At 62.6% G+C, this 17,295-nt stretch carries 17 protein-coding genes; 9 read left to right on the forward strand and 8 right to left on the reverse strand.

Annotated elements, in window-relative coordinates:
• Window positions 1-221: 221 nt before the first annotated feature.
• The 4 genes from J7557_RS10830 to J7557_RS10845 all read right to left on the reverse strand — a co-directional run bounded on the left by J7557_RS10830 (window position 222) and on the right by J7557_RS10845 (window position 3,516).
• Window positions 222-368: a DUF1127 domain-containing protein gene (locus J7557_RS10830; RefSeq protein ID WP_084587602.1), complete on the reverse strand. Its 147-nt coding sequence runs from the start codon at window positions 366-368 to the stop codon at window positions 222-224.
• Between the two features lie 262 nt (window positions 369-630).
• Entirely contained in the window at window positions 631-762 is a 132-nt protein-coding gene (cydX, locus tag J7557_RS10835; protein WP_291420082.1) for a cytochrome bd-I oxidase subunit CydX, read from the reverse strand.
• A 10-nt stretch (window positions 763-772) separates the two neighbouring features.
• On the reverse strand, window positions 773-1,921 hold the full coding sequence (cydB, locus tag J7557_RS10840) for a cytochrome d ubiquinol oxidase subunit II (protein ID WP_291420083.1): 1,149 nt from the start codon (window positions 1,919-1,921) through the stop codon (window positions 773-775).
• A complete protein-coding gene (locus tag J7557_RS10845; protein WP_291420360.1) occupies window positions 1,918-3,516 on the reverse strand; it encodes a cytochrome ubiquinol oxidase subunit I in 1,599 nt (532 codons plus the stop codon). Before J7557_RS10845 ends, cydB begins: the two co-directional genes overlap by 4 nt.
• A 183-nt stretch (window positions 3,517-3,699) precedes the next feature.
• On the opposite strand from J7557_RS10845, the gene cydD reads away from it, so the two are divergent.
• Both cydD and cydC read left to right on the forward strand, forming a co-directional pair.
• Window positions 3,700-5,421 carry a thiol reductant ABC exporter subunit CydD gene (cydD, locus tag J7557_RS10850; RefSeq protein ID WP_291420084.1) on the forward strand — a complete coding sequence of 574 codons (1,722 nt, stop codon included), beginning with the start codon at window positions 3,700-3,702 and terminating at the stop codon, window positions 5,419-5,421.
• Window positions 5,418-7,073: a thiol reductant ABC exporter subunit CydC gene (gene cydC / locus J7557_RS10855; protein ID WP_291420085.1), complete on the forward strand. Its 1,656-nt coding sequence runs from the start codon at window positions 5,418-5,420 to the stop codon at window positions 7,071-7,073. Before cydD ends, cydC begins: the two co-directional genes overlap by 4 nt.
• 169 nt (window positions 7,074-7,242) lie before the next feature.
• Here cydC and J7557_RS10860 read toward each other — a convergent pair whose 3' ends face one another.
• Window positions 7,243-7,965 (reverse strand): Crp/Fnr family transcriptional regulator, encoded by a 723-nt coding sequence (locus tag J7557_RS10860; RefSeq protein ID WP_291420086.1) that lies wholly within the window; start codon window positions 7,963-7,965, stop codon window positions 7,243-7,245.
• 166 nt (window positions 7,966-8,131) lie between these two features.
• On the opposite strand from J7557_RS10860, the gene J7557_RS10865 reads away from it, so the two are divergent.
• From J7557_RS10865 to J7557_RS10875, 3 genes are read left to right on the forward strand one after another with little or no spacing between them, the layout of a single operon-like run.
• Window positions 8,132-10,396, forward strand: coding sequence for a heavy metal translocating P-type ATPase (locus tag J7557_RS10865; protein ID WP_291420087.1), 2,265 nt, complete (start codon window positions 8,132-8,134; stop codon window positions 10,394-10,396).
• Window positions 10,393-10,803, forward strand: a complete 411-nt coding sequence (cueR, locus tag J7557_RS10870) for a Cu(I)-responsive transcriptional regulator (RefSeq protein WP_291420088.1) — start codon at window positions 10,393-10,395, stop codon at window positions 10,801-10,803. The genes J7557_RS10865 and cueR overlap by 4 nt, the downstream gene beginning before the upstream one ends.
• Before the next feature lies 1 nt (window position 10,804).
• Window positions 10,805-11,005, forward strand: a complete 201-nt coding sequence (locus tag J7557_RS10875) for a heavy-metal-associated domain-containing protein (protein WP_291420089.1) — start codon at window positions 10,805-10,807, stop codon at window positions 11,003-11,005.
• Window positions 11,006-11,148: 143 nt separating this feature from the next.
• On the opposite strand, the gene J7557_RS10880 is transcribed toward J7557_RS10875, so the two are convergent.
• Together J7557_RS10880 and J7557_RS10885 are read right to left on the reverse strand one after the other, a co-directional pair.
• The gene (locus tag J7557_RS10880; protein ID WP_291420090.1) at window positions 11,149-11,625 is read right to left on the reverse strand and encodes an SRPBCC family protein; all 477 of its coding nucleotides are present in this window, start codon (window positions 11,623-11,625) and stop codon (window positions 11,149-11,151) included.
• Complete coding sequence (locus J7557_RS10885; RefSeq protein WP_291420091.1) at window positions 11,622-11,966, reverse strand: metalloregulator ArsR/SmtB family transcription factor; 345 nt, start codon at window positions 11,964-11,966, stop codon at window positions 11,622-11,624. Before J7557_RS10885 ends, J7557_RS10880 begins: the two co-directional genes overlap by 4 nt.
• Before the next feature lie 100 nt (window positions 11,967-12,066).
• Here J7557_RS10885 and J7557_RS10890 point away from each other — a divergent pair, with 100 nt between their 5' ends.
• Entirely contained in the window at window positions 12,067-12,417 is a 351-nt protein-coding gene (locus J7557_RS10890) for a DUF305 domain-containing protein (protein ID WP_291420092.1), read from the forward strand.
• 108 nt (window positions 12,418-12,525) lie between these two features.
• On the opposite strand, the gene J7557_RS10895 is transcribed toward J7557_RS10890, so the two are convergent.
• Window positions 12,526-13,545: a LacI family DNA-binding transcriptional regulator gene (locus tag J7557_RS10895; protein WP_291420093.1), complete on the reverse strand. Its 1,020-nt coding sequence runs from the start codon at window positions 13,543-13,545 to the stop codon at window positions 12,526-12,528.
• Window positions 13,546-13,743: 198 nt separating this feature from the next.
• Between J7557_RS10895 and J7557_RS10900 the strand changes: the two genes are divergently transcribed.
• Genes J7557_RS10900 through J7557_RS10910 form a run of 3 tightly spaced genes read left to right on the forward strand, consistent with a single transcriptional unit; the run spans window position 13,744 to window position 17,266 of the window.
• On the forward strand, window positions 13,744-15,282 hold the full coding sequence (locus J7557_RS10900) for a sugar ABC transporter ATP-binding protein (protein WP_291420094.1): 1,539 nt from the start codon (window positions 13,744-13,746) through the stop codon (window positions 15,280-15,282).
• Window positions 15,263-16,267 carry an ABC transporter permease gene (locus J7557_RS10905; RefSeq protein WP_291420095.1) on the forward strand — a complete coding sequence of 335 codons (1,005 nt, stop codon included), beginning with the start codon at window positions 15,263-15,265 and terminating at the stop codon, window positions 16,265-16,267. Before J7557_RS10900 ends, J7557_RS10905 begins: the two co-directional genes overlap by 20 nt.
• 48 nt (window positions 16,268-16,315) lie before the next feature.
• A complete protein-coding gene (locus J7557_RS10910; protein WP_291420096.1) occupies window positions 16,316-17,266 on the forward strand; it encodes a substrate-binding domain-containing protein in 951 nt (316 codons plus the stop codon).
• The last annotated feature ends 29 nt before the right edge of the window (window positions 17,267-17,295 follow it).

Raw genomic sequence — 17,295 nt, forward strand, 5'->3', positions numbered from 1 at the left:
AGTCACCCCCTCCCATCCTCCCCCATCAAGGGGGAGGTGCAGGCCAGTGAATTTGGCTCGATCCAGTAACACACTCGATGCGACACCTCCCCCTTGATGGGGGAGGATGGGAGGGGGTGGAGCCAGATGCTCAACACCTCGCCCCTGAGAATGCAGATCCAGAAAAGACAAAAGGCGCCCGATTGGACGCCTTCATCTTACTTACCGATTTTGCCTAGAACTTAGGCAGTGTAGGTACCGCGAGCAATCGACTTGATGTCGGAGCGGGTGATACCCAGGTCGTTAAGCTGGCGGCTGTCGAGCGAGTTGAGCTCGCGCAGGGTGCGCTGGTAACGGGCGAAATCGGCGATCTTCTTGGCAATGTTCATTTTGGTTCCCCTTCGTTTGATGACCTCTATGTAGACCGGAGGGGGTCGTGATTAGTAGATGGACCTTCTGCACATCCGTTATGCACTCAGCGCACAGAAATGAGGCATATGGTTCATATTCGGTTTAGGTGAATTCCCTGTCGATCTTCCCGACCCGTCCTGCGCGGAGCCGTCAAAACATTGAAATATAAAAAGAAAACCGGGCTTCGCAGTTGCAAAGTCCGGTTTTTAGATTTTTGACCAGATGGTCAGGACCCATGCGTTAACGGCTGGTCGGCTCCCGCCCTTCTTCGCGCGCTATGCGTCTGTCCTCGCGCATTTCGAACCACATGGCATTGAGAATGCCGAAAGTGCAGGCAAGGCCGAGGCCAAGAATCCAGGAAAAATACCACATTGTCTCTCTCCTAGTAGGCGTTGGGGTTCTTGTTGAGGCTGGTCGTCGTCACCGGACCGCGCATCACCCGGAACACATAGCCAGTGTAAAGCAGGATGATCGGCAGGAAAAACGCGGTCACCAGCAGCATGATGAACAGCGTCATGTGGCTCGACGAGGCGTCCCACAGCGTCAGCCCGGCCTGCGGAACCGTCGAGGACGGCAGCAGGAACGGGAACAGCGACAGGCCGGCGGTGGAAATGATGCCGAAAATACCGGCGCTGTTCGCCAGGAGCGGAATGAGCTTCCACCGAGCGTTGAAACCCATAACCGCCAGCGCCAGGCCGGCAAAGCCGATTACCGGTGCCGCGATCATCCAGGGATAGGCACCGTAATTGCTCATCCACCCGCCGCGCACCAGTTCAACCGTCTTGGCGAGCGGGTTGATCGGTGCGTTGGGATCGACGGTGCTGGTGATGACATGGCCATCGATACCGAAGGCCACCCAGACGCCGCCGAGGGCAAAGAGCACGATGGTACCAAGCCCGGCCCAGATACCGATGGTTCTTGCGCGTTCGGCCAGCAGTCCGTCCGTTCGACCCACAATCACCGAAGCGCCCTGCGTGACCAGCATCCCCAGGCTCACGAGCCCACAGAGCAGCGCAAAGGGCATCAGCAGCAGGAAGAAGTTGCCGGTATAAAAGGCTCGCATCGTATCGTCGAAGTGGAACGGTGCACCAAGGATGACATTGCCCACTGCCACGCCGAAGATCAGCGAGGGGACAGCCCCGCCGATGAACAGCGCCCAGTCCCAGGTCGCTCGCCAGCGGGTATCGGCGATCTTGCCGCGGAACTTGAACCCAACTGGTCGCAGGATCAGGGCCAGGAGGATCACGATCATGGCGAGGTAAAAGCCCGAAAAGCTCACGGCGTAGAGCGGCGGGAAGGCGGCGAAGATGGCGCCGCCACCCAGCACGAGCCAGACCTGATTGCCTTCCCATGTGGGGCCGACAACATTGAGCAGCACGCGGCGCTCCTCGTCGGTGCGCGCCGCAAAGGGCAGCAGCGCGCCGACGCCGAGATCGCGTCCACCCATGATGGCGAAGCCGATCAGCAGCACCCCCAGCAGCAGCCACCAGATAAGCCGCAGGGTTTCATAGTCGAGTGGAATGGTGCTCACGATCCGAGCTCCTTGGTAGCGGGAGTGGCAGGCAGGGCGGCAACGACGAAGTCATCGGCGTCCGGGCTATCGACGAAAGCAAAGTCCTTCGGCCCGGCCTTCACGATTTTCACCATCAGCATAATCATTATGACGAAAAGCACCGTGTAGAGCAGCGTGAAGAAGCTGAGCGAGATCACGAGGTCCCAGAAATTGAGCCCCGAAGCCGCATAGAAGGTCGGCAGCACGCCTTCCACCACCCAGGGCTGACGGCCGAATTCGGCGATGAACCAACCCGCCTCGATGGCAATCCATGGCGTGGGCAACAGGAAGAAGCTCAGCCAGAGCAGGTTCTTGTTGCTGTCGAGTTTTCCGGTGGAGGCCTTCCAGAACCAGAAGGCGAAGAAGGCAATGAAGAAGAACCCCAGACCCATCATGATGCGGAAGGTCCAGAACAGCGGCCAGACATCGGGCACCGTGTCCTCGGCTGCCATGGCGATTTCCTCGTCCGTGGCATTGCCGACATCCTCGCGATACTTCTTGAGCAGCAGGCCATAGCCCAGATCTGCCCAGTGCTCGTCAAAGGTCGCCCGCGCTGCCTGATCCGTGCCGTCGGCGCGAATAGCCTGCAGCGCATCATAGGCGATCATGCCCGAGCGGATACGCACTTGCGCATGCGCGGTCAGTTCCTCGATACCCTCCAGTTCCTCGTCCAGCGACCGTGTCGTGATCAGACCGCCAACCCAGGGAACCTGGATCGAGAAATCAGGCTCACCACCGTCCTCGCCGGGGATAGCGATGACCGTCCAGGGGGCCGGAGCCTCCTCGGTGTGGTAGCTCGCTTCAAGCGCCGCGATCTTCATCTTCTGGTGTTCGGTTGCGACGTAGCCGCTTTCGTCACCCAGCACGACGACCGAGAGCGCACCGGCAAGACCGAAGCTCGCCGCCACCACCATCGAGCGCTTGGCGATTTCCACATGCTTGCCGCGCGCGAGATAAAAGGCCGAGATGGCAAAGATGAAGACAGCGCCGCAGACATAGCCGGCGCTGACCGTGTGCACGAACTTCGCCTGTGCGACCGAGTTGAACAGCACGGCCATGAAGTCGGTGACTTCCATGCGCATGGTGTCTGGATTGAACTTCGACCCCACCGGGTTCTGCATCCATCCATTGGCGATGAGGATCCAGAGCGCCGAAAGGTTGGTGCCGAGTGCCACGAGCCAGGTGACCACCAGATGGCTCACCTTGCTCATCCGATCCCAGCCGAAGAAGAAGAGACCGACAAAGGTGGCCTCAAGGAAGAAAGCCATCAGCCCTTCGATAGCCAGCGGCGCACCAAACACGTCGCCGACATAGTGGCTGTAATAGCTCCAGTTCATGCCGAACTGGAATTCCATGACGATGCCGGTGGCGACACCCATGGCGAAATTGACGCCGAAAAGCGTGCCCCAGAAAATCGTGGCTTTGCGCCAGATTTCGCGGCCCGTCATCACATAGACGCTTTCCATGATGGCCATCAGCATGGAGAGGCCGAGCGTCAGTGGCACGAATATGAAGTGGTACATTGCGGTGGCGGCGAATTGCCATCGCGAGAGTTCAACGACAGTCATGTCGATCATGGCAGGTCCTGCCTTGCTGCTGCTATGGGCAGCCATCAGCGGACTGCCTCTGCCTCTCCCATCGCGCAACGCGGCAATACGCGCCTTGACCTAGATCAAGGTGCGTTGCACGACATCATCCTAACGAACCAATAAAGACCGAGGCCGCCGAGCCTCGTACCCTAGCCAAGCAAAAACCACGTGACCCCGCAAGAAAAAGCTGCCGGCAAGGCCCTATCGCGATTGCAACGTCACGGCCGCTCGGCCCTATGGCTGGCGATAGCTCTACCGTTGGTTTCGGGTGGCCTGCTCGTCTGGCAGGCATGGAGCCTTGCCAGCGTCATCGGTCGCGCCATCGAGGGCGGCGAGACGGTCGACGCACTCCTGCCGACGGTCGGGCTCATCCTCGCGCTTCTCGTTTTTCGTGCCGGTCTGTCCGCCTTGGGCGATGGGCTCGGCACGCTCGCCGCCGAAAACATCAAACGCGATCTTCGCGATTCCCTGTTTTCCTCGCTCCTCGCCCGCTCGCCGCGCCGTCAGGATCAACCGGCCTCCGGCGCCGCCGTCACGGCCATCGTCGATCAGGTCGAAGCCCTGGATGGCTTTTTCGCGCGCTATCTCCCTGCCTCGGCTCAGGCGGCTCTCCTGCCAATCGTGTTCGGCGCCATCATCCTGCCGCTCGATTGGGTGGCCGGTCTCCTGTTCCTCGTCTCAGCCCCGCTCATTCCGCTTTTCATGGCCCTCGTCGGCTGGGGCGCCCAGGCAGCGACCGATCGTCAGGCTCAGGCCCTCACCCGCCTTTCCGGCCGTTTCGCCGATCGCTTGCGTGGGCTTCTCACCCTAAAACTCTTCGGCCGCGAAGCCGCCGAGGTTCATGGCATCGTCTCCGCCAGCGAATCCCTGCGCCGCCGCACGCTCAGCGTCCTCGCCATCGCCTTCCTCTCCTCGGCCGTGCTCGAATTCTTCGCCGCCCTCGGCGTTGCCGGTGTCGCCCTTTATCTGGGCCTCACCTTCATCGACTACCTGCACCTGCGCTCCTCGCCGTTGACGCTAGAGCTGGCCCTGTTCCTGCTGCTGATGGCGCCCGAGGTCTACAATCCCCTCCGGCTCCTCGCCGCGCACTATCATGACCGCGCCTCCGCCAAGGCCGCCCTCGTCGAGATCGAACGCCAGCTCGGCGAACTGCCCTCCGAGCCGACGCCTCTCAGCGACATCGCGCCCCGCGGCGGTGAAGCCATCGCGCTCGACCTGACCGGCGTTACCTTACGCACACCCGACCGCCAGCGCGTCGTTCTTGCAGACACCGCGCTCAAAATCCCCGCCGGCCAGCACGTCGCCATTCTCGGCCCCAGCGGCCAGGGCAAGTCGACCCTCCTCGAAGCCCTTATCGGCCTCCGCGCCGCCGAAGGCGACATCATGCTCGATGGTCGCGCGCTTGAAAGCTGGCCCGAGGAAGACCTGCGCGCCCGCACCTTCCTCCTCACCCAAAAGCCGCGCCTCCTCCACGCCAGCATTGCCGAGAACATCGCCCTCGCCGGCCATGACGCGAGCCGCGCCGATATCGAACTTGCCGCAGAGCACGCCGGCGTCGCCCAGTTCGCCGCTGCCATGCCGCAAGGCCTCGACACCGTCATCGGCGAAGACGGCATCGGCCTATCCGGCGGCCAAGCCCAGCGCGTCGCCCTCGCGCGCCTCTTCCTCCGCGAGGCCGGTCTCATCCTCCTCGATGAGCCCACCGCCCATCTCGATGCCGAACTCGAAGCCGAAATCATCTCGGCCATTCTAGACTATGCCAAGGGCCGTACCCTCATCGTCGCGACCCATTCCCATGCCGTCGCCGCACGCCTCGACAAGGCCTGGCGCATTGCCGGAGAATCCCTGCTTCCGGTCGCCCTGCCCGCGCATAAGAAAGGTGTCGCATGAGTGTCTTTGCCATGCTCGCCCCGCTCTTCCGCCGCCGCCTCGGCGCCCTCACCCTGGCGCTGCTGCTCTCCTCCATCGCTCTTGCCGCCGGCATAGCCCTTCTGGGCACCTCCGGCTGGTTCATCACCGCCACGGCGCTGACGACGCTCGGCCTCGGCTTCAATCTTTTCGTACCGTCCTCGCTGGTCCGCGCCTTCTCCTTCATCCGCATCCTCGCCCGCTATGGCGAGCGCTTCGTCGGCCACAACGCCACCCTGCGCCTCCTCTCGGACCTGCGCGGCTGGCTCTTTTCTGCGCTCTTCCCTCGCCTACCGCTTTCCGATCGCTCGATCCGCCACGGTGACCTCGTCAGCCGCCTAACCGCCGATGTCGATGCGCTCGACGTTGCCTTTCTCGTCGCCATTGGCCCCATGCTCGGCGCCCTGCTCATGGGCGTGGCCGTCACCGGCGTCCTGGTCGTCTTCCTGCCCTCTGCCGCCCTCGTCTACGCCCTCGCCGTTGCCGGTGCCATCTTCGTAGTCCCCGCCACCCTCGTCATCTCCGCGCGCAAGGTCGGCCGAGACGTCGTCAGCGCCGCCGCCGACACGCGCATCGCCGTCTACGACGCCATCAGCGGCCACGCCGATCTCACGATCCTCGGCGTGCTTGGCACCGCAAAAGCCCGTTTCTCCGCCTTTGCTCGCCACCTCTCCGAGCGCCGCCTCGCGCTCGCCGCCCTCACCGGCGCTGCCGCCATGGCGGTTCAGGTGCTCGCCGCGGTGGCTTTGGTCGGCACGCTCTGGACCGGCCTTATCGCCCATCAAGCCGGCGCCCTCGACCCTGCCGTCTTCGTCGGCCTTGTCCTCGCCGTGCTCGGCAGTTTCGAAGCCACCGCCGTCATCGTCCGGAGCGTTGGCAAATCGACCGCTGCCCTCGCCGCCGCCGAGCGCCTCACCGCTCTCGCCAATCTGCCACCCGCCATCATCGACCCCGCGCAGCCCCTGCCCTTCCCCGAAGGCCAGAAGATGGCGTTCTCCGACGTGCATTTTTCCTACGATAGCGGCGCGCCCGTCCTCAACGGCGTCACCCTCAGCATCGCCCCCGGCGAACGCATCGCCATCACCGGCCCCAGCGGCGGCGGCAAATCCACCCTGCTCCGCCTTCTCCTGCGCCTCAACGAACCGCAATGCGGCGATATCCGCATCGGCACCACAGCCCTCCACGACATTGCCGCTGCGCAGGTCCACGCCCACACAGCGCTCCTCAGCCAGGATAGCCCCGTCTTCATCGACACGATCCGCAACAACCTGCGCATCGCCCGCCCCCTCGCCGATGACGAAGCCATCTGGGCCGCGCTCGGAGCAGCGAAACTCGAAAAATTCGTCGCCACCCTCCCCGAAGGTCTCGACACGGTCCTCGGCGAATCCGGCCGCACCCTCTCGGTCGGCCAGATGCGCCGCCTGTGCCTTGCCCGCACGCTGCTCTCGGACGCGCCGATCATCCTTCTCGACGAGCCAACCAATGCGCTCGACCGCGCCAGCGAACTCAGTTTCTTCGAAACCCTCGCCGGAGCCACCAAGGGCCGCACGCTGATAATGGTCACCCACGCCGCCATTCCTGAGGGCACAGTGGATCGCGTTCTAGAAATCCGGAATGGCAGGTTGTCGGGCTAGCTCGGCGTCACCGCGCTTGCCATCACCCCCTCCCATCCTCCCCCATCAAGGGGGAGGTGCAGGGCTGGCGGTTTTGGCGGGCATCGTGCCTCAAGCTCGATGCAACACCTACCCCTTGATGGGGGAGGATGGGAGGGGATGATGTGAGCCACGATCCTCGCGAAAGGCCTCACCCGCAGCGCAGTCGCAACTGCGTCAGATCCTTGATACTGACATGCCGGTAATTGGCGATCTCGATCACCTTCTCGGCCTTGAGTTTTGTAAGCTGCCGGCTCACCGTCTCGATGGTCAGCCCGAGGAAATCGGCAATATCCGCCCGGCTCAGCGGCAGGTCAAAAGTCTGCAGCGCCGTTTCTTCCGTCGGATCGATATGCGTCGCGAGCAAATACAAAAAACTCGCGACCTTTTCCGCCGCCGTCTTGCGCCCCAGCGTTACCATCCAGTCGCGCGCCTCGTCGAGTTCGCGCAGTGCCTGCATCATGATCCGGTGTTCTACCGGCCCACCCGCTGACATCATCGCCTCGAGCGCCGTCTTGGGGATCATACAAAGTTCGACATCCGAAGCCGTCTCCGCCGTCACCCGGCTCTCGCTGGCAAAGGGCCGGCCCAGCAGGTCCGGGGCAAACTGCAGCCCCACCACCTGCTGCCGACCGTCCTCGAGCACCTTGGTGAGCTTGACCACGCCCTTGAGCACATTGGCATAGGCGGCAATCGGCATGGCATCGGCCATGATCTCCTGCCCCGGCTCGCGGCGCACGCGGCGTGTATGCTTGGATATGGCGAGCAATTGCTCTGCGGTCATTGCACCACAAATGCCCTGATGCCGCGCCTCGCAGCTTTGGCACAGGACCGGCAATTCCGAATTGTGGATGTCTTTGCGAACCGTCTGCATGGATCAAGCTCCTGACAGCGCATGAAATAGGCCGGCGGCGCTTGGAATATAATCAGCAGATTTGTCGCTGTGCCAACAGGTCGCATCGCGAAAAAACAAAAGTAGATTTCACCCTTGACCTTACCATGATGGGAAGGTCTATCTACATGAGGACGGAGTAGAACCCATGACAGAACACGTCCACCACACCCATTCGCCTACCCCCGTGGCCCTCGATATCGAAGGCATGACCTGCGCGTCCTGCGTGTCGCGGGTGGAAAAGGCGCTGCTAAAAGTTCCCGGTGTCGAAACGGCCTCGGTGAACCTTGCGACTGAACGCGCCACCGTAACCGGCGGCGATACTGCAGCGCTCATCAAGGCCGTCGAAAAGGTCGGCTACAAGGGCAGTGTCCGCCAGCCGACACATTCCGGTCACGACCACGCCCATCACCACCACGACGAAGACGCGGCGATCCTCCGCCGTGACGTCATCATCGCCGCCATCCCGACCATTCCGCTCTTTGCGGTCGAAATGCTCGGCCACCTCTACATGCCCTTCCACATGTGGCTGATGTCCGTCGTCTCGATGGACGTCCTCTACACAACCTATTTTATCCTCGCGACTTTCGTGCTCTTCGTCCCGGGCCTCCGCTTCTTCAAGGTCGGTATTCCCGCTTTGCTGGGCGGCGCGCCGGAAATGAACTCGCTCGTCGCCCTCGGCGCCGGTGCCGCCTGGCTCTTCTCCACGGTCGTCACCTTCGCCCCCCAGCTCGTGCCGGCCGAAACGCGCTACGTCTATTTCGAAGCCGCCGCCGTCATTGTTCTCTTGATCCTCGTCGGCCGCTGGCTCGAAGCCATCGCCAAGGGCCGCACCGGCGAAGCCGTCCAACGCCTCGTGCGTGAACAGGCCAAGACCGCTCGCGTCGAGCACAATGGCATGACCCATGAAATGCCGATCGAACAGGTGAAGGTCGGCGACATCGTCGTCGTCCGCCCCGGCGAAAAGATCGCCGTCGATGGCGAACTCGTCGATGGCACCAGCCATGTCAACGAATCCATGATCTCCGGCGAACCCCTGCCTGTCTCCAAGCAGGCAGGCGACACGGTCATCGGCGGCACGCTCAACACCTCGGGCAGCTTCCGTTTCCGCGCCACCAAGGTCGGCGGCGATACCATGCTGGCCCAGATCATCCGCATGGTCGAAGAGGCCCAGGGCGGCAAATTGCCGATCCAGCGCACCGTCGACCTGATCACCGCCTGGTTCGTGCCCGCCGTCATGGCCCTCGCCGCGCTCACCTTCGTGGTCTGGCTCGTCTGGGGTCCCGATCCCGCGATCACCTTCGGCTTCGTCAATGCCGTCGCCGTGCTGATCATCGCCTGCCCCTGCGCCATGGGTCTCGCCACGCCGACTTCCATCATGGTCGGCACCGGCCGCGCCGCCGAACTCGGCGTGCTCTTCCGCAAGAGTGAAGCCCTGCAACGCCTGCGCGACGCCGATGTCGTCGCCTTCGACAAGACCGGCACGCTCACCGAAGGCAAGCCCGTTCTTACGGACCTGATCCTCGACGACGATTTCGACCACGACGAAGTCTTGTCACTCGTTGCCGCCGCCGAAAGCCGCTCGGAACACCCGATTGCCTTGGCCATCGTTGCCGCCGCCGAAAAGGCCGGCCTGACCCTACCAGCGGTTGAACACTTCGACTCCGACCCCGGCCACGGCGTCATCGCCAACATCGGCGGTCGCAAGGTACAGGTCGGCTCCGCTCGCATGATGGAAGGTCTCGACCTGTCCGACTTTGAGCAGGCGCTTCAGCGGCTCGCAGACGAGGGCAAGACGCCGGTCTTTGCCGCCGTGGACGGAAAGATCGCCGCCGCCATCGTCGTAGCCGATGTGGTCAAGCCGACCAGCAAGGCCGTCATTGCCCGCCTCCATGCGATGGGCCTTAAGACGGCAATGATCTCGGGCGATAACAAGCGCACCGCCGCGGCCATCGCCGCCCAGCTCGGCATCGACGAAGTGCAGGCCGAAGTGCTGCCCGCCGACAAGGTCGCTGCCATCAAGGCCCTGCGCCAGGGCGGCCGCGTCGTCGCCTATGTCGGCGACGGCATCAACGACGCCCCGGCCCTTGCCGAGGCCGATATCGGCATCGCCGTCGGCACAGGCACCGATGCCGCCATCGAAAGCGCCGATGTCGTCCTCCTCGGCGGCAATCTGCAGGGCGTGCTCAATGCCCTGACGGTCAGCCGCGCCACAATGAAGAACATCAGGGAGAACCTCTTCTGGGCTTTTGGGTACAATGCCCTGCTTATCCCGGTTGCCGCCGGCGTTCTCTATCCCGCCTTCGGCATCCTGCTCTCGCCCATGCTCGGCGCCGGGGCCATGGCCCTCTCCTCGGTCTTCGTCGTCGGCAATGCCCAGCGCCTGCGCGCCATCAAGGGAGAAAAGGCATGAACATCGGCCAGGCCGCCGACGCTTCCGGCGTCTCCGCGAAAATGATCCGCTACTACGAACAGATCGGCCTCATCCGCCCGCCGACGCGCACGGACAGCAATTACCGCGTCTATGGCAGCGATGAAGTGCATGTGCTGCGCTTCATCCGCCGCTCGCGCACCCTCGGTTTTTCCATCGAGGAAACCGGCGCCCTCCTCGCTCTCTGGCAGGACAAGACCCGCGCCAGCGGCGAAGTGCGTGACATCGCCTCGGAGCATATATCGGCGCTCGAAACCAAGATCGCCGAATTGGAATCCATGGTCGGGACACTCAAGCATCTCGTCCATTGCTGCCAGGGCGACAACCGCCCCGATTGCCCCATTCTCGACGATCTCGCCGGGACCCATTCAAAGACCAAAGGACACTGACATGGCCGACAAGACCATTTTCACCGTCAACGACATGACCTGCAGCCACTGCGTCGGCACGGTCCGCAAGGCCCTCGAAGAAGCGCTACCGGGCGCAGAAATCAGCGCCGATCTCGCCACCCACAAGGTGAGTTTCACGGGCGACCGCGCCAAGGGCGAAGAAGCGATCAAGGAAGCAGGCTATACGCCTGAGGCGGCGTAGCTTCCCCACCCAGCACAGCAACACCTCCCCCTTGACGGGGGAGGATGGGAGGGGGTGCGGGAGCCACGATTTCTGAGCGCGTGAACACCCCTCCCCAACCCTCCCGTCAAGGGGAGGGTGCCGCATCGAGTTTGGCTAAGCCCCTACTCCCAATCCCCCTCCACAAACCGCCCGAGATTATCAAGCAGCACATTCGTGCCCTCTTCCCGCAGCCGTCCGCCATCGTCGAACCCATCGAGATAGGCGCCCATCTCGGTCATCTTCAGCCTGGTATGATCGCCATCCGCGGTCAGCTCAAACGTCGAGACCGACACCGAAATCCGCACATCGTCCAGTGTCATGAAATAGGAATAGACGATCCGCTCATTGGGCACGATATCCTGATAGACCGCGCGAAACGCATGCACCGGCCCACCTATGGGGCCGCCAATGCTGGTCTCCACCCCGCCAATGCGGAAATCCATGGTCTGCTCGTCCTTGCCCCAGGTCTCAGGCGGCGTGAACCATTGGGCCTTGGCCCCAGGCTCGGACAAAGCACGATAGACCCGCGCCGCGCTCGCCTTGTAGCGGCGCTCCAGCACAAAGGTCGCGTGGCTGACGCTGCGCTTCTTTTCGGTCATTTGCCCTCTTCCTCATCTTCCGTCGCCGCGAGATATTCCCCTAATCGATCGAGCCGCTGCACCCACAGTGTCCGCCGTTCATTGAGCCACTGTTCGGCTTGACTTAGGGCCTCCGGCTCGATCTGGCAGGTCCGCACGCGCCCCACTTTCTGCGATGACACGAGCCCGCTCGCCTCCAGCGCCTGCAGGTGCTGCACCACTGCCGGCAGCGACATATCGAAGGGTTTGGCGAGTTCACTGACCGAGGCCGGACCACGGCTGAGGCGATCGATCATCGCCCGGCGCGTCGGGTCGGCCAGCGCCTGAAACATCAGGTCGAGCTTGGGATTTTGGTTAAGCATGAAATTAAGTAACAATTCCGCCAACCGCCTGTCAACGGCACTTGACCTTGCCATCTGGCAAGCCCGCAATTGGGTGGGGCATAACCAAAAGGTAGCCCCAATGAAAACCGCTTCCCTCGCTCTCGCCTTCGCCCTTTTCGCCCTTCCCGCCTATGCGCAGGACGCCCATGCCGGTCATGGTGGCGCAATGAGCGATTCACCTGCGACCACGGCATACACCGAGGCCAACCAGCAGATGCATGCTGACATGGCGATTGAATATTCCGGCGATGCCGATGTCGATTTCATCCGCGGCATGATCCCCCATCACCAGGGCGCCGTTGCCATGGCGAAAATCGTGCTCGAACACGGCAAAGACCCCGAGGTCCGCAAGCTGGCCGAAGGCGTCATCGCCGCCCAGGAAAGCGAAATCGCCTGGATGGAAGAGTGGCTCAAGGCCAAGGGCTACTAGCCAAAAGAAGCCAGGGAACTCGATTGTCACTCCGGCGAAGGCCCGGGGCCCAACCTGAGATCTCGATATGGGTCCCGGCCTTAGCCGGGACGACAACCGGTAGAGAACCTAGCCTACCCGCGTCACAGAGTTCCGCACGATCAACTCGGCCCTGAGCAGCACCTGCTGCTCATGCGGTTTCTCGCCCGCCAGAAGCTCAAGCAACAATTCCATCGCCGCCTCGCCGATCCGGTGCCGCGGCTGTTTCATCGTCGTCAGCGAGGGCGTGACGAAACTCGAAAACGAGATGTCGTCAAAACCCATGATGGAGAATTGCCGCGGCAGGTCATAGTGCCGCGCATTGAGCGAGATGATGACGCCGAGCGCCGTCGCGTCATTGACGCAGAAAAAGGCCGTCGGCAGCGCATCGCGGACGAACATCAATTCCGCCGCCGCCCGTCCGCTCTCCGTCGTGCCATCGCCATCGATGATCATGCGCGGATCAATCGCTATCCCCGCTCCCGCCAGCGCCCTGCGATAGCCTTCTTCTCGCAGCCGATTGACCTCGCGCGCGCTCGAGCGCCCGACAAAGGCAATCCGCCTGTGCCCCTGTGAAATCAGGTGCTCGGTCGCGATGCGCGCGCCCTCAAAATTGTCGACGCCGACAAAGGGCACTTCGGCATTGGGCACCGGCTCATTGACCGCCACCATGGGTGGCAGCCGCCCCTCGGTGCCATCCTGCCCAAAACCATAAGGCAGATGCCCCGTGAACAGAATCAACCCATCCGCCTGATTGGAGCTGATGAACCGCAGATAATCCGTCTCGCGCGCTGGATCGTTCTGGGTATTGCCGATGAGCACGCCATAGCCGCGCTTGCTCGCCTCGGTTTCGAGCCCGACCAGAATATTGGAAAAATTCGGATCGCCCACATCCGGCGCGAGGATGAGAATCATGTTCGAGCGCCGCATGCGCAGCGATCGGGCCATGGCATTGGTGGTGTAGCCGGTGCGGGCGATGGCCTCGGTCACCTTGCGGCGGGTTTCGTCGGCGACCTTGGTTGGCTCGTTGATGGCCCGACTGACCGTGGCGATGGACACGCCGGCAAGCGCCGCGACGTCTTCAATCGTAGCCAGTTTCTGGTGCTGCACTCGCAAAGCCCCGCACACCCACTGGCGCCCGTTTCCCTGCCTCTAGCAGATGCAACGCGTTGCGCCAGACCCTCCCAAGAGGCTTACCCTCTTTTGCCTCTATGTAAACCTTTACACCATTCATGAAAACCTTTACATCATCACATCAGGGACGAAGAGCCGGGTCAACCGCCGCGTCCATTGGGGAGGGGTTTCGCGATGTCATCAGCCGAAGGCACAACTGCGCCTGCCGTTCTGTCGGCCAATCGCATTTCCAAATCCTTTGGCGAGATCCCGGTGCTTTTCAGCATCGATTTCGACATCAAACCCGGCGAAGTGCACGCCATCATCGGCGAAAACGGCGCAGGCAAATCCACCCTCATCAAGATTCTCTCGGGCATCGAGCAGCCGACTTCGGGCTCGATCACCTATGACGGCGAAACCGTCACCCTGCCGCCGGATGGCAAGGCGGAAGCGATGGGCATCGTGCTCATCCACCAGGAATTGAATCTCGCCGAACACCTCACGGCCTCCGAATCCATTTTCCTCGGCCGCGAACTCAAACGCTTCGGCTTCCTCGACCTCGGCGCCATGCGCAGCAAGGCCGCCGAACTGATGGACACATTGCATGTCCGCGTCGATCCCGACGACCGCATCGGCACCCTCTCGGTCGCCGACAAGCAGATGGTCGAAATCGCCAAGGCCATCAGCCGCGATGCGCGCGTGCTGATCATGGACGAGCCGACCGCCGTGCTTTCAGTCAGCGAAACCCAGACGCTTTTCGAACAGATCCGCCGCCTTACCGCCCGCGGCGTCGCCGTCATCTTCATCTCGCACAAGCTCGATGAGATCATGGAGCTGGCCGATCGTGTCACCGTCCTGCGTGATGGCCAATTGATCGCCACCGTCGGCACCGAGTCCCTGACCCCCGACTCCATCGCCCAGATGATGGTCGGCCGCGAGCTCTCCAATCTCTATCCGCCCAAGCACGAGCCCGATGTTGACGCGCCGGTTGTCCTCGGCGTGCGCAATCTCACCGCCAAGGGTGTCAAAGATATCTCCTTCGATCTGAAGAGGGGCGAAATCCTCGGCTTTGCCGGCCTGATCGGTTCGGGCCGCACCGCCGTCGCCGAAGCCATTGTCGGCCTCAGCCACCGCACCGGCGGCGACATCACGCTCGATGGCAAACCGGTCAATTTCACCCAGGTCGCACAATCGGTCGATGCCGGCCTTGCCTACATGACCAAGGACCGCAAGGGCAAAGGCCTCCTGCTGAACATGGGCCTCCGCCCCAACCTGACCCTTCTCACGCTAAACAAGCACATCAAGGCCGGATTCCTCGACAGCTCCAGCGAAGAGCGCGCCCTCGAACGCGCCGTGCGCCGCTTCGATATCCGCGCCCGCGACGCCTCCGTCGCCGTCGGTCGCCTCTCCGGCGGCAATCAGCAGAAGCTCATGCTGGGCAAGACCATGGAGAGCGAGCCGGACATCATCATCATGGATGAGCCGACCCGCGGCATCGATGTCGGCACCAAGCAGCAGATCTATCACATCATCGCGGCCCTGGCCGCCGAAGGAAAATCGATCATCCTCATCTCCTCGGAAATGCAGGAAGTGATCGGCCTCAGCCACCGCGTGGTGGTGATGCGCGAGGGGCGCCTGACGGGCGTGCTCGAAGGCGCAGAAATTACCGAAGCAGAAATCATGCGGTACGCCGCTGGCATCAAGAGTGGAAACGATGAGCGTATCAGCGCCTGATATTCCGGCAAAACCCAAGCGCGGTTTCCGCCTTGACCTCAAGACCGTGGGGCCGCTTTTGGCGCTCGCCCTCCTGGTCCTGCTCGGCATCTCGCTCAACGAGAATTTCCTGAGCTACAACAACCTGACCAACGTCTTGGCACGTTCGTCCTTCATCGGCATCATCGCCATCGGTGCGACTTTCGTCATCACCGCCGGCGGGCTCGACCTCTCCGTCGGCTCCATGGCCGCGGTCATTGCCGGCGTCATGATCATGGTGATGAACTGGTTGATTCCCACCATGGGCATCGGTTGGGGGGTGGTCATCGCCGGCATGGCGACGGGCATTCTGCTCGGCGGCGTCGCGGGCGTCTTCAACGGCACCATGATCACGCGAGGGCGCATCGAAGCCTTCATCGTCACCCTCGGCACAATGGGCATTTTCCGCTCGCTCGTCACCTTCCTTGCCGACGGTGGCACGCTGTCGCTCAATTTCCAGGTCGCCGACGTCTATCGCCCGGTCTATTACGCCGGCCTCCTTGGCGTGCCGTGGCCGATCATCGTCTTTGCCCTCGTTGCCATCGGCGGCGAAGTGGTCATGCGCTATACCGCCTTCGGCCGCTATTGCGCCGCCATCGGCTCCAATGAGCAGGTCGCCCGCTATTCCTCGATCAATGTCGATAACGTCCGGCTGATGACCTACATCCTGCAGGGCGTGCTTGTCGGCGTCGCCGTGCTGCTCTACGTGCCGCGCCTCGGCTCGGCCTCCAGCACCACGGGCGTCCTCTGGGAACTGGAAGCCATTGCCGGCGTGATCATCGGCGGCACCACCCTCAAGGGCGGCTATGGCCGGATCTGGGGCACCGTGGTCGGCGTCGTCATCCTCGGCCTCATCGGCAATATCCTCAATCTTCAGAGCCTGATCAGTCCCTATCTCAACGGGGCCTTCCAGGGCGTCATCATCATTCTCGCCGTGCTGCTGCAACGCGGCCGCAAGAACGCCTGACCACACAGTTTACATCGCCCAAAACGGGCATTTCGGGAGGACTACAATATGAAACTGGCAAAAACCCTTCTGGCTTCGGCGGTTATCGCCGGTGGCCTCATGGGCTCGGTGTTCGCCCAGGACAAGGTGACCATCGGCGTTTCCGTGCCGGCGGCCGACCATGGCTGGACCGGTGGTGTCAACTACTTCGCCCAGCAGGCCATCACCCGCCTCAGCACCACCTATCCCAATGTCGAGTTCGTCTTCGCTTCGGCCCCTGATGCGCCCAAGCAGATCGCCGATATCGAAGACATGGTGTCCACGCGCGGCATCGACGCCCTCGTCATCCTGCCGGGTGATCCGGACGCGATGACCTCGGCCATCAAGCAGGTCAAGGACGGCGGCAAGTTCGTCACCGTCGTCGACCGCCAGCTCTCGATCGATGGCGTGGAAGACCTCTATGTCGCCGGCGACAATCCGGGCCTCGGCGCCAATGCCGCTGCCTATATCAAGGAACAGCTCCCGGAAGGCGGCAATATCGTCATCCTGCGCGGCCTGCCGATCCCGATCGACCAGCAGCGTTTCGATGGCTTCATGTCCGGCATCGAAGGCTCCAACATCAAGGTTCTCGACGACGAGTTCGCCAACTGGAACCGCGATGACGGCTTTAAGGTGATGCAGGATTTCCTGACCCGCTTCCCCGACATCAAGGCGGTGTGGACCCAGGACGACGACATCTCGCTCGGCGCCATCGAGGCGATCAAGCAGGCCGGTCGTGAAGGCGAAATGTTCATCGTCGGCGGCGCCGGCATGCAGCAGATCCTGCAGGCCGTTGCCGATGGCTCTGCCCTGACCCCGGTCGACGTCTCCTACAGCCCGGCCATGATCGCCACGGCCATCGAGCTGACCACCTCGCACCTTGTCGGTGGCATCCATGTCGACGGCCGCTACATCCTCGACTCGACCCTGATCACCAAGGACAACGCTGCCGAATTCCTCGATCCGGCCAGCCCGTTCTGATCGTCGACGCGCTCAACGTCGAAAATGCA

Source organism: Devosia sp. (assembly GCF_017744655.1).
GTDB lineage: Bacteria > Pseudomonadota > Alphaproteobacteria > Rhizobiales > Devosiaceae > Devosia.

What these genes read in the sequence shown, in the direction of transcription:
- J7557_RS10830 (WP_084587602.1), bottom strand. Translation starts at nt 368, where the DNA reads ATGAACATTGCCAAGAAGATCGCCGATTTCGCCCGTTACCAGCGCACC.
- cydX (WP_291420082.1), bottom strand. Translation starts at nt 762, where the DNA reads ATGTGGTATTTTTCCTGGATTCTTGGCCTCGGCCTTGCCTGCACTTTC.
- cydC (WP_291420085.1), top strand. Translation starts at nt 5,418, where the DNA reads ATGAGTGTCTTTGCCATGCTCGCCCCGCTCTTCCGCCGCCGCCTCGGC.
- J7557_RS10860 (WP_291420086.1), bottom strand. Translation starts at nt 7,965, where the DNA reads ATGCAGACGGTTCGCAAAGACATCCACAATTCGGAATTGCCGGTCCTG.
- J7557_RS10865 (WP_291420087.1), top strand. Translation starts at nt 8,132, where the DNA reads ATGACAGAACACGTCCACCACACCCATTCGCCTACCCCCGTGGCCCTC.
- cueR (WP_291420088.1), top strand. Translation starts at nt 10,393, where the DNA reads ATGAACATCGGCCAGGCCGCCGACGCTTCCGGCGTCTCCGCGAAAATG.
- J7557_RS10875 (WP_291420089.1), top strand. Translation starts at nt 10,805, where the DNA reads ATGGCCGACAAGACCATTTTCACCGTCAACGACATGACCTGCAGCCAC.
- J7557_RS10880 (WP_291420090.1), bottom strand. Translation starts at nt 11,625, where the DNA reads ATGACCGAAAAGAAGCGCAGCGTCAGCCACGCGACCTTTGTGCTGGAG.
- J7557_RS10885 (WP_291420091.1), bottom strand. Translation starts at nt 11,966, where the DNA reads ATGCTTAACCAAAATCCCAAGCTCGACCTGATGTTTCAGGCGCTGGCC.
- J7557_RS10890 (WP_291420092.1), top strand. Translation starts at nt 12,067, where the DNA reads ATGAAAACCGCTTCCCTCGCTCTCGCCTTCGCCCTTTTCGCCCTTCCC.
- J7557_RS10900 (WP_291420094.1), top strand. Translation starts at nt 13,744, where the DNA reads ATGTCATCAGCCGAAGGCACAACTGCGCCTGCCGTTCTGTCGGCCAAT.
- J7557_RS10905 (WP_291420095.1), top strand. Translation starts at nt 15,263, where the DNA reads ATGAGCGTATCAGCGCCTGATATTCCGGCAAAACCCAAGCGCGGTTTC.
- J7557_RS10910 (WP_291420096.1), top strand. Translation starts at nt 16,316, where the DNA reads ATGAAACTGGCAAAAACCCTTCTGGCTTCGGCGGTTATCGCCGGTGGC.